The sequence below is a fragment of the Pseudactinotalea suaedae genome, from assembly GCF_009733815.1.
GTDB classification, from domain to species: Bacteria; Actinomycetota; Actinomycetes; order Actinomycetales; family Beutenbergiaceae; genus Pseudactinotalea; species Pseudactinotalea suaedae.
In genome coordinates, this window is the sequence record NZ_WNXY01000001.1 from 537,141 (window position 1) to 551,547 (window position 14,407).

The window sequence follows — 14,407 nt, forward strand, 5'->3', positions numbered from 1 at the left end:
ATGAGGAGATGCCGAGGTACGTCGCGCTGCTGCGGGGGATCAACGTGGGTGGGGTGCGCGTCGCGATGGCGGATCTGCGCGCCTCGCTGGAGGGGCTCGGTTACGACGACGTCGCGACCTACGTGCAGTCCGGCAACGCGACGTTCACCACTGCGGGGGACCCGGAGGCGCTCGCGCACGAGATCCAGGAGGCGGTCACCGAGCGGTGCGGGGTGACCACCACCGTGATCGTGCTGACCGACGCGGAGTGGGACCGGCTCGTCCTCGACAACCCGTACCCGGACGAGACCGACGGCACCAAGCTCCACGCCGTGATCGCCCCGCGCGCGTTCACGCCGGAGGAGGTGCGAGCCGCGCAGGAGATACGGGACGCCGTCCGGGAGACGGGTTCGACCGACGACCTGACGGTGGTGGGACGCGTGCTGTACCTGCACCTGCCGAACGGGATGGGGCGCAGCACGCTCGCCGAGAAGCTCGGCCGGTCACGCGCCGCAGGGCAGCGGGACGCGACGGCGCGCAACTGGCGGACCGTGCTCGCGCTGCAAGCTCGGCTGCGCGGATGACGGTGGAGCTCGACGCTGGTGCGGCGCTGGGCTGGCGGGCGGCACAGCACGCGCTCGGCGGCGCCGCTGCCACCGGGGTCGTGGGGATCGCCGAGCGCGTGGTCGCGACGCGGGCCTGGCCGCCCGAGGTGGCGGAGCTGGCGTTCGCGATCCGGCAGGCGGAGCCGGACCGGGGAGCTGTCGGCCGTGCACTCGAGGCCGGCGAGCTGGTGCAGAGCTACGCCTTCCGCGGCGGGTCCTACGTGTTCACCCCGGCGGTCGCGGCGGTGCTGCTGGCGGTGCGGACCGCGAGCCGCGTGTGGGAGACGCGGCGGTGGCAGAGGCAGATCGGCCACGAGATCGAGGACTGGGAGCCGCTGCGCTCGGCGGTCCGCGAGCGGCTGGCGGACGGGCCGGCCACCCGCGCGGAGATCGCGGCTCACCTGAGCCGGTCGGCGTCGTTGGCGCACCTCGCCGACACCGCTGCCAGCGGCAGCGGTTCCGACAGCCTCTACAAGCCGCTGCACTGGTGGGGCGACATCGCGTTCGGACCGCCGCGCGAGGGCGTGTCGACGTTCCGGCTGCTGCGCGACGACCCGCGCTGGCCGGGATCGCTCGACGTGGACGACGCCGGGCGGGAGGCAGTGCGCTTGTACCTGCGGGCCTACGGCCCGGCGACGGCGGCGAACCTGCAGTACTGGCTCGGCGAGGGGCTCAGCGCACCGAGACGCCGGCTGACGGGGTGGCTCGAGGATCTCGCAGCCGAGGTCACCGAGGTCGACGTGGACGGCGTCGAGATATTCGTGCTCTCGAGCACCCTGGACGACATCCGGGCCGCCGCGCCGACCTCGGCGATCAGCCTGCTGCCCGGCCATGACCCGTGGGTGCTCGGTCCGGGCACGGCCGACCCCCGGATCGTCGCCCCGCAGCGGCGTGCGTTGCTCTCCAGCGGCCGGGCCACGGTGCTGCGAGGCGGGTTCGTGGTCGGCACCTGGCGGCGGGCCGGTCAGCTGGTCGCGGTGGAGTGGTTCGACGAGGCCGGAGCCGTCCCGAGGGCAGCGCTGGAGGACGCGGTGCGGCAGCTCGGGCGCGCTTGCGGCAGCGAGCTCAGCCTGCGCTGAGGATCAGCGCCGCGCCAGCACGAGGACGTCGTGCGCCGCGAGCGACAGCGGGCCGTCGTCGACCTGCTCGCCGCGGGGCTCCCAGGAGGCGAGCACCACGCGTTCGCCGGGCTCCGGGAGCGCGACCTGCTGGGGGTGGTCGGCGCCGTTGACGACGACGTCGACGTCACCGCGGTGCAGCACGAGCCAGCCGGCCTCGGTGTCGGCCGTGATGCGCAGGCTGGCGGCGGAGCCGTCGCGGAGCTCGGGCCGCAGCCGGCGCAGCGCCGCGAGCGCCTTCACCCATGCGAGATGGCGCGCCTGCTCCGGTCGTGCCTGCTCGTCCCAGTCGAGGCGGCTGTCCGTGAAGGTCGACTCGGCCTGCGGGTCGGGGCCGGTGGCATCGGGGCCGTAGATCGCGTCCCACCCGTGCTCGCCGAACTCGCGGGCGCGGCCCTCCCGGACGGCCTCGGCCAGCTCGGGGTCGTCGAAGTCGGTGAAGAACTGGAAGGGCGTCCGCGCGGCCCACTCCTCACCCATGAAGAGCATGGGCGTGAACGGGGTGGTCAGCAGCAGGGCCGCGCCGATCGCGGCCTGCCCGGGCGTGATCCGCTCGGGCGGGCGGTCGCCCAGACCGCGGTTGCCCACCTGGTCGTGGGTCGAGGTCGAGACGACGAAGTGGTGGCGGTCGACGTCGTCAGGCACCGGCGCGCCCCAGACCTTGCCGCGGAAGGAGGAGAAGGTGCCGTTGTGGACGAACACCTGCTGCAGCGCGGACACGAGAGTCTCGAGCGAGCCGAAGTCGGTGTAGTAGCCGTGCTGCTCGCCGGTGAGGTAGGCGTGGATGGCGTGGTGGACGTCGTCGTCCCACTGAGCCGTCATGCCCAGACCACCCTGCGAGACCGGCGTGACCATGGTGACGTCGTTGAGATCCGACTCCGCGATGAGGCCCAAGGGGCGACCGAGACGCTCGGCGAGCTCCGCCGTCGCCCGGGAGAGCTCGGCGAGCACGTGGGTGGGGGAGTCGTCGCGGAGCTCGTGCACGGCGTCGAGACGGAGCGCGTCGAGGTGGAAGTCGCGGAACCACCGCAGCGCGTTCTCGATGATGAAGGCACGCACGTGCTCGGAGCCGGGCTGGTCGAGGTTGACGGCGGCGCCCCACGGGGTGTGGTGGGCCTCGGTGAAGTAGGGCCCGAAGACGCCGAGGTAGTTGCCGGTGGGGCCGAGGTGGTTGTAGACCACGTCGAGGCAGACGCCCAGGTCGCGGGCGTGGGCGGCGTCGACGAATCGCTGCAGGGCGGCGGGGCCGCCGTAGGCGTCGTGGACGGCGTAGAGATCGACGCCGTCGTAACCCCAGCCACGGTTCCCCGGGAAGGCCGCCACGGGCATCAGTTGGACGATGTCGACGCCGAGCTCGGCGAGGTGGTCGAGCCGCTCGATCGCGGCGTCGAGGGTGCCCTCGGGGGTGAAGGTGCCGATGTGGAGCTCGTAGATGAGGGCACCGTGCACCTCGACGCCCGCCCAGTCGGTGTCCTGCCATGCATGGACGGCGGGGTCGAAGGTGCGAGAGGGCCCGTCCACACCGTGAGGCTGGTGCGCGCTGCGGGGATCCGGGTAGGGTCCTTCGCCGTCGACGACGAACGCGTAGTCGGTGCCGGCAGGAAGGCCGGGGGTGTGCTCCCACCAGCCGTCGACGGCGGTCAGCGGGGTGGCGGTGTCATCGACGGTGATCTCGACGGACGTTGCGCTGGGCGCCCAGACGCGGATCGGGAGAGTGCTCATCGTGCTCGACGGTACCCACTCGGGAGGAGACCAAACGCATGGATGAGGGGGTGATGCGGGCGATCGAGGCCTGCTACCCGCTCCACGTCGTCGCGCTGAGCCGCGTGGACGCCGGCACGGCGTCCGACAACTTCGTGGTGTCGAGCGACGCCGGAGAGCGGTGGTTCGCCAAGGTCTACCGGGCTGGCGCGGACATCGAGGCGGCGGAGGGCGCGATCGCGCTGTCGAGCTTCGCTCGCGCCGGGGGTTCGCGGGTCCCGGCGGTGCACCTGACCGGGGGTGGTGAGGTCGTCGCGCGGGCGGCCGGGGTCGCGCTGTCCTTGTGGGAGCTCGTCGACGACGCCGTGACGGCCGAGGGCGGACTCGTGGGGCAGCGGTGGAAGTCGGTCGGCCGTGAGGTCGGGCTGCTGCACCGCCGGCTCGCTTTGCATCCGGTCGGGGCGCCGGCGCTGCGTCCGGCCTCGGCGTTCGTCGACCTCGCGGCGGCCGCTGGAGCCTACGACCGGCTGATCGCGGCGTACCGCCGCGGCGGCACCGCGGATCCGTACCAGGAGTGGGCGCTCGAGGCTGCGACGGTGCGGCGCGGCCTGCTCCCCGAGGTCGGCGCCCTGCTCGAGCGACTGCCCGAGCTGACCGTGCAGGTGGTCCACGGCGATCTGGCGGCGCCGAACGTGCTGCTGCGCGGCGACGACGTCGCGGCGATCATCGACTTCCAGCCTCCGCGTCCTGCGTACCTGGCGTGGGAGATCGCTCGCATCGCCTGCGATCCGCGGACGGTCGTCGCCGACGACTCCTGGATCGAGTCCCTACCTCTGCTGCTTGACGCCTACCGAGAGGCATATCCAGCAGTCCGCGACGAGGATCTCGACGCGGTGGTGGCCTTGGGATGCGCGTACACGCTGGCGTCCACCTATCCGCTCGCCGAACCCCTCGTCGCTCCTGCGGTGGTCCGGTCGGAGCACGCCGAGATGAGCCTGCAGCGCTACGGGCGCGCTCGCCACGACGCTGCGCTCCTGATGCTGGAGCACCTCGGGACGTAGGTGCGTCGTGAGACTCCGCGGGCGACTCTGCCCGGCGCTGCGCGTGGGTTCGGCAAGCCGCGAAGCGAAGGTTTGATCAGCGCGGTGGATCGGAGATGCAGCGGATTGGCGTAGGAGCGCAGCAGCAGTGCAGCAGCGGCTCAGCGCAGCAGCGCGTGGCGGGGGCAACAGGGATGAGCGGAGGAGTGCACGCCGGGGCTGGTGGTTCAGGCGCAGCGAGTCAGCCGGTGTTGATGAGGCCGTAGGTGTACTCGTGCTCGGACTCGGTGAGCGGGTCGGTGTCGTGCCAGGGGTCCCAGCTCGGTGACCAGTTCTTGACGCCGGTTCTGATGTCGCCGTCGGGTGCGGCCGGCGGGTCGGTGCTCGAACGGTCGTCGCGTGCAGTGCTGGACCGGTCACGGTTCGCGGTGCTGGACTGGTCAGCGGGTGTGCGGGTGCGAGTGTCGTCCGCGCACGCGGGGCTGGATGCGTCGAGGCCTCGGGCTGTGAAGATGCCGTTGAGTGTTCGGGTGATGCCGTTGCTGACGAGGTAGATGGCGCCGGCGGGTGAGGCCCAGATCCACAGGCCTGGTGCGGGTTCGACGACGCGCCAGCGGCCTTGGTCTTTGGCGCGGTGGTGCTTGCGGCACAGCCGGTGGGTGTTGCTGGAGCGGGTGGCGCCGTTGCTGGCGGCGGGGAGCTGGTGGTCGACGTCGCCGGCGCGGGCGCGGCGGTGGCAGTGCGGGAAGGTGCAGTAGCCGGCGTTCAGCAGTGCGAGCTGTTCCTTCAGCCGGGGTGGGGCGACGTAGCCGGTGTAGGTGAGCTCCTCGGCCAGGTCCAGCACCGGGCGGACAGTCACGTTGGCGTGGCCCACGATCTGGCGGGCCTGTTCCTTGGTCAGGACACCGGCGTTCTCCTCGCACCAGGTCCCTGATCCGCGGTCCAGGTGCACGTACAGCACCGTGGAGGTCAGCTTCGCAAACTTCTCCAGCACGCCCGTGGGCAGGCCAGCGATACCCGCCGCACCCTGATCCTGTCCCACCGCGGTCGGTGGCGCTGGGTTCGATGCCGCCGCGGTCGGTGCAATCGAGGCCGGCGCTGCTGGCGCTCTGGCGGTGGCGACCGCGGCGGCCGCTCCCGCGGAAGCGGCACTCATGGGTGGGTCCTGACCAGGGCGATCTGCGCCCGCCATCACGGTGTCGGGATCTGCCGTCCAGAGCGGTGCGGGCTGGGTGGGGTCGGGGTGGGGCGGCTGGTGGGTGCGTAGGTCGGAGAGGGCTTGCAGGAGTGCGGGGTCGGCCAGCAACGCCAGCGCGACCGCGCGGAGCACCGGCTTGGGGCGGGTGTCACCGACCTGGGTCAGCCAGCCGGCGACCTCATTCAGACGCCGGTCCAGCCGGGCCGCGTCAGCGGTCGTGAGGCGGGCGGCCAGGTCGGTCGCGCCCGGCGCCTCGTGGGTGACCTGCACGTACAGGGATTCCGCGACCCGGCGTTGGGCCTCGGCCTCACTGTCCGGACCCCGCACGGTGGCCACGGCCTGGTCGATCACGGTTCGGAGCCGGCTCATCGGCACCAGCGCCGCCATCGGCTCCGGCCCCCGCCCACTCTGCCGTGGTCGGAGCAGCCGTTCCTGCACCAGTTCGGCCTGCGCCGCGGTGAGGTCGCGGGTGCGGCGGGCGATCACCCTGGCCCGTCCCATGGACAGCACGCCCGAGCGGACCGAGACGGCCACCCGCCGCAACCGGTAGGCCAGGTCCAGCACATCGGCGCACAACAGGGTCGCTGCGGGCTGGGTCAATCCCAACGCGGCCGCGATCTCACAGACCGCGAATTCCGGCACCAGCGGCGTCCCGGACCCGCCGAGCTGGATCGCCTGCTCCGCGCCGGGTCGCAACCACACCGGCGGCTCCCAGGCATCGGCGACCTCACCCAGGTACTGGGCCAGGTGATCGAGCTGGACACCTTCCATCCGGGTCACCTCACGACCGGCCGCGACGGCAGCGCGTAGCGCCCCGTCACCGGTCAGACCCAGAGGCAGAACATCCATACTGAAAGTAGATCACCGACCACCGACAACACCCCCGTCAGACCCGGAATCATGCGGATACAGGCCTGGTAGGTGCCACGCGACCAGCAGATCGGCGAGATAATCAGGCGCCCGCCCGCCGTCGGGCTTCCAGCTCGGGATCGAGGAATCTCCCCAGGACGACGACGCCCTGGTTCGAGTAGCCCAACGACTCGTAGAAGCCGATCGCTGCCTCGTTCCCGTCCCGCACCATCAGCTGGATCTTCGGTGCTCCACGCTCTCTCAGCCACTCCTCGGCGGCCCTCACGAGAGCTCTGCCCAGACCCTCGCCCCGTCGGTCGGGCGTGACCGCGAGGTAGTACAGCCACCCCCGGTGCCCGTCGTGCCCGACCATCACGGTCCCCACGAGCGCACCGCCGTCGACCCCCGCGAGGATCGTGGAGGCATCGCCGTCCAGAGCGCGCGCCACGTCACCACGCGGTTCATTCCACGGGCGCACGAGACCGCATCGCGTCCACAGCGCCACCGCCAGATCCGCCTCGTCTGCTCGTAGCTGCCGGGTCTCCACACGTCGAGTGTGTCGCACCCGATTCGACTCCGCGCGATCCATCGCGGCCCTACGCTTCCTCCACCGGGGGCTCTCCAGCTCAGAGGAGGGGCGCGATGCCCTGCGACGTCAGCGGAATGATCGATATCCACCGCACCTTCAAGGCCGGGTTCGGCGAGGCCGGCACGCTCGTGGCGGGAGTGCGTGACGGCGACGCCGCCCACGCGAGCGTTGTCGCCGCCCACCTCAACAGCCTCTCGGCCGGCCTCCACAGCCATCACGAGTACGAGGACGGGTCCATGTGGGAGCCCGTCACCCAGCGCCTGCCTGCGTGCGCGCTCCACGTCGAGCGGATGAAGGAGCAGCACGCCGAGATGCTGATCTTCCTCAACGACCTCGACTCGGCTCTTCCGCCCTGGCGTGCGAGCGGGCGCGGCGCGGACGCCGAGCCGATCCTCCGGGCCTTGTCGAGCATCAACCAGTGCCTGGCCGTGCACCTCCCGGACGAGGAGAAGACCGTCGTGCCCGCGCTGGCGGAGGCGATGACCCAGAAGGAGATGGACGCTGCCGGCGAGCACGGTCGCAGGTCCGTGCCGAAGGGCCAGGCCTTCCCCTTCCTCGGCATGATCCTGGCCGCCCAGCCCGACGGCGGTGCCACCTGGCTGCGCACCCATATGCCGTTGCCCGGTCGGCTGGCCTGGCGACTGATCGGCCAGAAGCAGTACCAGGCAAACCGACAGGCCCTCGAGCACGGCGTGGACTGAGCCGCGGCTTCTCGCCCCACCCGGGCCTGAGCCGACTGGAGCACAGCCTCGCTCCGTCAGGGCTCAGGGCATCAGGCGACGGCGACGCGCGTGCCTCCGGAAGGGATCCTTACGCGTCCACCGTCCCCGCTCGAACCCTGCGAGCAAAGTTGCCCAGGGCGTGGTCACGGAGCTGCTCGGAGCCACGCAGGTGCGCCGCCGCAGCCACCTGCAGCGCAAGGGTGCCCCGGTAGGTCACAGCACGCGCGACCGCAGCGGCAGGTGCGATCTCACGCACAGCGGCCGCCCCGTAGAACCCCACCAACGGGGCCAGATCGATCACCTGATCGTCCAGGCATGAGTGGTCGACGTCGATGAGACCGGTCACGCGGCCAGGACCGGCTGAGCGGGCCGTCCAGAGCAGGTTGTGCGGACCCAGGTCGCCATGGACCAGGACCGCGGCACCATCAACCGGAAGCGCCACCATCGCCTCAACGATGCGAACAGCGACCGAGGCGACTCCGGCGTCGTCGTGCCGCGCCAGCCGGGGGACGAGTTCCTCGCGGACGATCTCGGGAAACGTGGCGCCGCCGCACCACGTGCGTGCGGCGGGTAGCCGGATCCGAGAGACGTCCACGTCGCGCAACGCTGCCAGGACGTCGGCGACGACTCCGCGTGCTGCCGACCACGGGACCTCCGTGGCGGGTTGCCCAGGCAACCGGCTGACCAGGTAGCCGCTCCGCCCCTCGCCGGAGCGCACCTCGCTCAGCAGCGCTGGCACCGTCACCGGTAGACCGAGGTGCTGCCACACCTGCCATGACGCGTGCTCGGTCTCCGCCTCGACGGGTGCACCGTCCGCCACGACCCTCGCCACCACGTCATCGCCGAGAACGATGTCGTGAAAGGCGCCATGGGCCAGCTCGGCGGTATCCCACGAGTGCTCGGGGAACCGCTGTCGGACCCACTCGAGCACCCCGGGCACGAGCTCAGCCCTACAACGCCTCGAGGACGGCGACGGGGGAGTCGGAGAGCAGGTCGCTGAGCATCACGTTGCCGCCGTCGTGCTCGTGACCGCTCACCACGTCGCGCCAGCGCCCCTCGGGCAGCACCACGGCGTGGGAGGCCCAACCACCGGATGCTGCCAGGGCGACCGGCAGCCGGGTGACGACCGTGCAGACGCGGGGAGCGTCGTCGAGCGTGCGCATGAACGCGACGGCGTGCCCCGTGGTCGTCGGCAGCGCCGCGTAGCCGGCGCGAGCGCCCACGAACGCCTCGGGGACCGAGCGCCGCAGGCGCAGCAGCGCGGCGACCAGCCGCAGCTTCTCCTCGCCGAGATCGGCGGGCCGCTGCCCGGCGTCGAGCCGTGCGAGCGCCTCCGCCAACGGAGCGACGTCGACCGGGCCGCGGTTGTCCGGGTCGACGAGGCCGATCCTCGTCGTCTCGGTGCCCTGGTAGAGGTCCGCGACCCCGGGCATCGTGAGCTGCAGCGCCTTCGTGACCAGGATCGCCGTCCGCACCGGTTCGGCTGTGCGTCGCACCCAGGTGGTCATCAGCTCGGCGACAGCCTCGTCGAGCAGCAGCGCGGACACGAACGCCGTCAGCGCCTCCTCACGGGCCTCGTCGGGCGCGGTCCACGTGGTCCAGCCCTTCGCCTCGCGGCTCGCCTTGACGAGATAGCCGGACAACCGGTCCGCAGCGAGCGGTCCGTCGCTCGTCCAGGTCCCGGCCAGCGTCTGCCAGAGCAGGTTCTCGGTCCGCCCGTCCAGCTCGGGCCGGTAGGACTCGGTGACCGAACGCAGCGCGGTGACCTGCTCACGCCAGGCCGACCCCAGCTGCGACAGCACGCCGATCCGGGCACGGACGTCCTCGCCGCGCTTGCTGTCGTGCGTGGAGGAGTTCGTCATCGTGGCCGGGTGGCTCAGCTGCAGCGAGTGCGCGAACGCGTGCAGGTCGTCCGGGGCGATCGCGAACTTCTGCGGTGCACCGCCCACCTCGCACAGGCTGGTCAGGTGCGTCCACCGGTAGAACGCGGTGTCTTCGACGCCCTTGGCCATCACCGCGCCGCACACCTGCTGGAAGCGCACGATGATCTCGTCGCGCCGCGGCTGCAACCGGCGACCCGCGCTGCCGGCCTCGCGCCCCAGCACGAGGTCGACCACGAGGTCGAGCGTCTCGCCACGCTCGGCGTCGAGGTGGACGCGCGCGTGCTCGGCCATCTCGGTCACCAGCCCGACGCTCTGCGCCGGCGCCGGCTCACCCGGCACCACGTAGGCCCGGTAGCGGTCGCACGCCACCACGAGCTCGCGCACGCACTCCCGGATCGCCGTCAGCGTGTGGTCGCGCAGCCGCACGTCCGCGCGGCACTCGTCGGCGATCACGTGGCTGAGCCGCTCCACCTCCGCGGCGAGCGAGCCCGTGGCGATCTCCCGCTTGGACTGCTCGACGACGGCGTCCAGGCCCCCGAACGCGTCGCCGCTGATCGTGGTCATCACCCCGGCGAGCTCGGCGGCACCGGCAGGGTCGATCTGGACCTGCCCGATGCGCCACGCCGTGTCGTAGCCGGTGGTCCCGGCCGTGGGCCAGTCGCCGGGCAGCGTCTCGTCGGGCTCGAGGATCTTCTCGGCGACCGTCCACGCGCCGCCCGTGGCTTCGTCGAGCCAGCGGAAGTACCCCCGCGGGTCGGCGAGCCCGTCCGGGTGATCGACCCGCAGCCCGTCGACCAGTCCCTGCTCCACGAGCTCGACGACCAAGCGGTGGGTCGCGTCGAAGACCTCGCGCCGCTCCACCCGGATCGCGACGAGCGTCCCGACGTCGAAGAAGCGCCGGTAGTTGAGCTCCTCGTCGGCGACCTTCCAGTACGCCAGCCGGTAGTGCTGCCGGTCCACCAGCTCGGCGATCGGGAGGTGCTCGGTGCCCGCCCGCACGGGCAGCATGTGGTCGAAGTAGCGCAGCACGTACCCCGAGCCACCCTCGGGCACCTCGGCGGGCGCCGGCTCCAGCGTCAGCTCGCCGTCGGCGAGCACCGCACCGATCCGCCGTCCCAGGACCGGCATCAGCACCGGACCGACGGCCAGGTCGACGTCGAACCAGCTCGCGTGGGGCGAGTCCGGTCCGTCGGCGAGCACCGACCACAGCGCCCGGTTCAGGTAGGCGGGCGTGGGCGCAGCCATGTGGTTGGGGACGATGTCAAGGACGATCCCCATGCCGTGCTCCCGGGCGTCGGCCACCAGCCGCTCGAGCCCGGCGCGCCCGCCCATGACCTCGCTGATCCGGTCGTGGTCGACGACGTCGTAGCCGTGCGTCGACCCGGGCGCCGCAGCCAGGATGGGGGACAGGTACAGGTCCGTGACGCCCAGCGCCTCGAGGTACGGCAGCCGCTCGCGCGCGTCGTCGAAGCTGAGGTCCGGCCCGAGCTGCAGCCGGTACGTCGAGACGGGGTTGCGTCGGTCCGCCACGTCAGGCTCCCTGGCCCGGCGTGGTCGGCGCCTCCGGCGTCTGGCTCGCCGGGTTCTCGATCGAGGTCGTCCCGTGTGCGTTCGTACCGCGCGACGACGTCGGTGCGACCGCCCGGTCGGGGGACAGGAGCGGGTCCTGCGGCGGCCGGGACAGCACCGTGATGCTGCGCGCGGTCACGGGGACCGCGGCCTCCGCCGCGTACTCCTCGGCGTGCTCGGCCTCCCGGTCGGTGCTCAGCACCACGTGCCAGGTGGTGCCGTAGCTCGCCTCCGGCAGCGCGAACGTGAGGTCGGAGGCGTCGGCGTTGATGAGCAGCAGGAAGGAGTCGTCCACGACCCGGCGGCCGCGGTCGTCAGGCTCGTCGATCGCCTCGCCGTTGATGAAGACGGCGACCGACTTCGCGTACCAGGTGTTCCATGCCTCGGCATCCATCGGGTCACCCGTGAGGTCGAGCCACGCGATGTCGGGCAGGTCCGGCAGCCCTTCGGTGTGCGAGCTGGAGCCGTTGAAGAAGCGGCGCCGCCGCAGCACCGGGTGATCGCGTCGCAGCTCGATCAGCGAGCGCGTGAACTCCAGCAGGTCGCGCTGGTCCTCGTCCAGGTCCCAGCTCATCCACGAGATCTCGCTGTCCTGGGCGTAGGTGTTGTTGTTACCACCCTGCGTCCGGCCCAGCTCGTCGCCGTGAAGGATCATCGGCACGCCCTGCGAGAGCAGCAGCGTGGTCAGGAAGTTGCGCTGCTGGCGCGCGCGCAGCGCGGTGATCTCGGGGTCGTCGGTCGGGCCCTCGACGCCGCTGTTCCACGACCGGTTGTGCGACTCGCCGTCGTTGCCACCCTCGCCGTTGGCCTCGTTGTGCTTCTCGTTGTAGGAGACGAGGTCGCGCAACGTGAAGCCGTCGTGCGCCGTCACGAAGTTGATCGACGCGATCGGCGTGCGCCCGGTGTGCTCGTACAGGTCCGATGACCCGGTGATCCGGCTCGCGAACTCGCCGAGCGTGGAGGGCTCGCCGCGCCAGAAGTCCCGCACCGTGTCGCGGTACGCGCCGTTCCACTCGGTCCACAGGGGCGGGAAGCCGCCCACCTGGTAGCCGCCCGGCCCGAGGTCCCACGGCTCGGCGATCAGCTTGACCTGCGACACGACCGGGTCCTGGTGCACGAGGTCGAAGAACGCGCTCAGCCGGTCGACCTCGTGGAACTGGCGCGCGAGCGTGGCCGCGAGGTCGAAGCGGAAGCCGTCGACGTGCATCTCGGTCACCCAGTACCGCAGCGAGTCCATGATCAGCTGCAGCACGTTCGGGCTGCGCATCAGCAGCGAGTTGCCGGTCCCGGTGGTGTCGAAGTAGTGCGCCTGGTCCTCGTCGACCAGCCGGTAGTACGCCGCGTTGTCGATGCCTCGGAAGGACAGCGTGGGTCCGAGGTGGTTGCCCTCGGCGGTGTGGTTGTAGACGACGTCGAGGATGACCTCGATGTCGGCCTCGTGCAGGGCCTTGACCATGCCCTTGAACTCCTGCACCTGCTCGCCGCGGGTGCCGTAGGCCGCGTACTCGTTGTGAGGAGCGAAGAAGCCGATCGTGTTGTAGCCCCAGTAGTTGCGCTGCCCGCGCTCCTGCAGGTGCGGGTCCTGCACGAACTGGTGCACGGGCATCAGCTCGATGGCCGTGATGCCCAGCTCCTGGAGGTGCTGGATCATCGCGGGGTGCCCCAGCGCGGCGTAGGTGCCGCGGATCTCCTCCGGGATCTCGGGGTGCAGCTTCGACATGCCGCGCACGTGGGCCTCGTAGATCACGGTGTTCGCGTAGTCGTGGTTCGGCGGCCGGTCGTGGCCCCAGTCGAAGAACGGCGTGGTGACCACCGACGTCATCGTGTGGGGGAGCGAGTCGTCCTCGTTCAGCCCCTCCGCGGAGATGGCTGCGGTCGGGTCGTCGAAACGGTACGAGAACAGGGACTCGTCGCCGTCGATCTGCCCGTCGATCGCGCGGGCGTACGGGTCGAGCAGCAGCTTGGCCGGGTTGCAGCGGTGACCGTTCGCGGGGTCGTAGGGCCCGTGCACGCGGAAGCCGTACCGCTGCCCGGGACCGATGCCCGGCAGGTAGGCGTGGAACACGTGCGCGTCGACCTCGGTCAGCTCGATGCGGCGCTCGGTCGGGGTGCCGTCCTCGCCGTCGTCGACCAGGCAGAGCTCGACGGCGTCGGCGACGTAGGAGAACAACGCGAAGTTGGTCCCGCTGCCGTCGTAGGTCGCACCGAGGGGGTAGGGGTGTCCGGGCCAGGTCTGCATGAGCGTAAGGATCGCATCAGGATGCGTCGTTCTGGGAACGATCTCCCTCCGCCGGCGGTGCGGATGGGCCCGTCGTGACCGAGATCACTCGATCGGGTCGGCTGTAGACCGACAGGCTCTCGGTGCGGGAGAACGCGACCAGGGTCATGCCGACCTCCTGGGCCAGCTCCACGGCGGCGGCGCTCGGTGCGCTGACGGCGGCGATCACGGCCACCCCGGCCATCGACGCCTTCTGGACCAGCTCGTACGACAGCCGCCCGGAGACCTGCAGCACCGCACGGCGCAGCGGTACCTGCCCCTCGCGCAGCGCCCACCCCAGCACCTTGTCGACGGCGTTGTGCCGACCCACGTCCTCGCGCACGCACAGCAGGCGCCCGTCACGGTCGAACAAGCCCGCCGCGTGGAAGCCGCCGGTGCGATCGAAGAGCTGCTGGGAGCCACGCAGCACACCGGGCAGGCCGAGCAGCACCCCGAGCGGCACCTCCAACGTGATGTCGGCGACCGGGAAGCTCGACGCGCGCGCCACCGCCTCCATGGACGAGGTCCCGCAGATCCCGCAGGATCCCGAGACGTACACCGCGCGTTCGCGCCGCGCCGGCGCCCGCGCGCCGGCCCCACGATCGAGCGCGGCGTCGATCGTGTTGTAGTCGAGCAGCCCACCGGCCTGGACCCCGGGCCCGTAGGTGACGCGCCGGACCTGGTCGGCGTGGGTGATCATGCCCTCGGCCAGCAGCAGGCCGTGCACGAGGTCGACGTCGCCGCCCGGTGTGCGCATGGTGACCAGCCACTGCTCGCCGTCGACCCGGATCTCCAGCGGCTCCTCGCCGGCGAGCGTGTCAGGCCGGCTCGTCGACGTGCCGTCGGCGCGCATCCGCACCGCGGGCGATCGACGCGTGGTCCTGGCCATCCCTGGTG

The 14,407-nt window shown here is 71.6% G+C and carries 11 protein-coding genes; 4 read left to right on the top strand and 7 right to left on the bottom strand.

The features are described 5' to 3' along the window. Positions 1-8 precede the first annotated feature (8 nt). Both GPA04_RS02500 and GPA04_RS02505 read left to right on the top strand, forming a co-directional pair. On the top strand, positions 9-563 hold the full coding sequence (locus GPA04_RS02500) for a DUF1697 domain-containing protein (protein ID WP_156221972.1): 555 nt from the start codon (positions 9-11) through the stop codon (positions 561-563). Beyond that, a complete protein-coding gene (locus tag GPA04_RS02505) occupies positions 560-1,663 on the top strand; it encodes a DNA glycosylase AlkZ-like family protein (protein ID WP_156221974.1) in 1,104 nt (367 codons plus the stop codon). The genes GPA04_RS02500 and GPA04_RS02505 overlap by 4 nt, the downstream gene beginning before the upstream one ends. A gap of 3 nt (positions 1,664-1,666) precedes the next feature. Here the strand turns inward: GPA04_RS02505 and treZ are convergent, their stop codons facing one another. Beyond that, entirely contained in the window at positions 1,667-3,424 is a 1,758-nt protein-coding gene (gene treZ, locus GPA04_RS02510) for a malto-oligosyltrehalose trehalohydrolase (RefSeq protein WP_156221976.1), read from the bottom strand. Positions 3,425-3,462: 38 nt separating this feature from the next. Here treZ and GPA04_RS02515 point away from each other — a divergent pair, with 38 nt between their 5' ends. Next, positions 3,463-4,464: a phosphotransferase enzyme family protein gene (locus GPA04_RS02515; protein WP_156221978.1), complete on the top strand. Its 1,002-nt coding sequence runs from the start codon at positions 3,463-3,465 to the stop codon at positions 4,462-4,464. Positions 4,465-4,684: 220 nt separating this feature from the next. Here the strand turns inward: GPA04_RS02515 and GPA04_RS02520 are convergent, their stop codons facing one another. Together GPA04_RS02520 and GPA04_RS02525 are read right to left on the bottom strand one after the other, a co-directional pair. Further along, positions 4,685-6,490, bottom strand: a complete 1,806-nt coding sequence (locus GPA04_RS02520; RefSeq protein ID WP_156221980.1) for an HNH endonuclease signature motif containing protein — start codon at positions 6,488-6,490, stop codon at positions 4,685-4,687. A gap of 103 nt (positions 6,491-6,593) precedes the next feature. Then, the gene (locus GPA04_RS02525) at positions 6,594-7,079 is read right to left on the bottom strand and encodes a GNAT family acetyltransferase (protein ID WP_156221982.1); all 486 of its coding nucleotides are present in this window, start codon (positions 7,077-7,079) and stop codon (positions 6,594-6,596) included. A gap of 74 nt (positions 7,080-7,153) precedes the next feature. Here GPA04_RS02525 and GPA04_RS02530 point away from each other — a divergent pair, with 74 nt between their 5' ends. Beyond that, entirely contained in the window at positions 7,154-7,780 is a 627-nt protein-coding gene (locus GPA04_RS02530; protein ID WP_241680540.1) for a hemerythrin domain-containing protein, read from the top strand. A 109-nt stretch (positions 7,781-7,889) separates the two neighbouring features. On the opposite strand, the gene GPA04_RS02535 is transcribed toward GPA04_RS02530, so the two are convergent. From GPA04_RS02535 to fdhD, 4 genes are read right to left on the bottom strand one after another with little or no spacing between them, the layout of a single operon-like run. Then, a complete protein-coding gene (locus tag GPA04_RS02535) occupies positions 7,890-8,741 on the bottom strand; it encodes a phosphotransferase family protein (RefSeq protein WP_156221986.1) in 852 nt (283 codons plus the stop codon). Between the two features lie 10 nt (positions 8,742-8,751). Next, on the bottom strand, positions 8,752-11,214 hold the full coding sequence (gene treY, locus GPA04_RS02540; protein WP_156221988.1) for a malto-oligosyltrehalose synthase: 2,463 nt from the start codon (positions 11,212-11,214) through the stop codon (positions 8,752-8,754). A 1-nt stretch (position 11,215) separates the two neighbouring features. Then, positions 11,216-13,492 carry a glycogen debranching protein GlgX gene (gene glgX, locus GPA04_RS02545; protein WP_156221990.1) on the bottom strand — a complete coding sequence of 759 codons (2,277 nt, stop codon included), beginning with the start codon at positions 13,490-13,492 and terminating at the stop codon, positions 11,216-11,218. Between the two features lie 16 nt (positions 13,493-13,508). Beyond that, on the bottom strand, positions 13,509-14,399 hold the full coding sequence (gene fdhD, locus GPA04_RS02550) for a formate dehydrogenase accessory sulfurtransferase FdhD (RefSeq protein WP_156221992.1): 891 nt from the start codon (positions 14,397-14,399) through the stop codon (positions 13,509-13,511). Positions 14,400-14,407 lie beyond the last annotated feature (8 nt).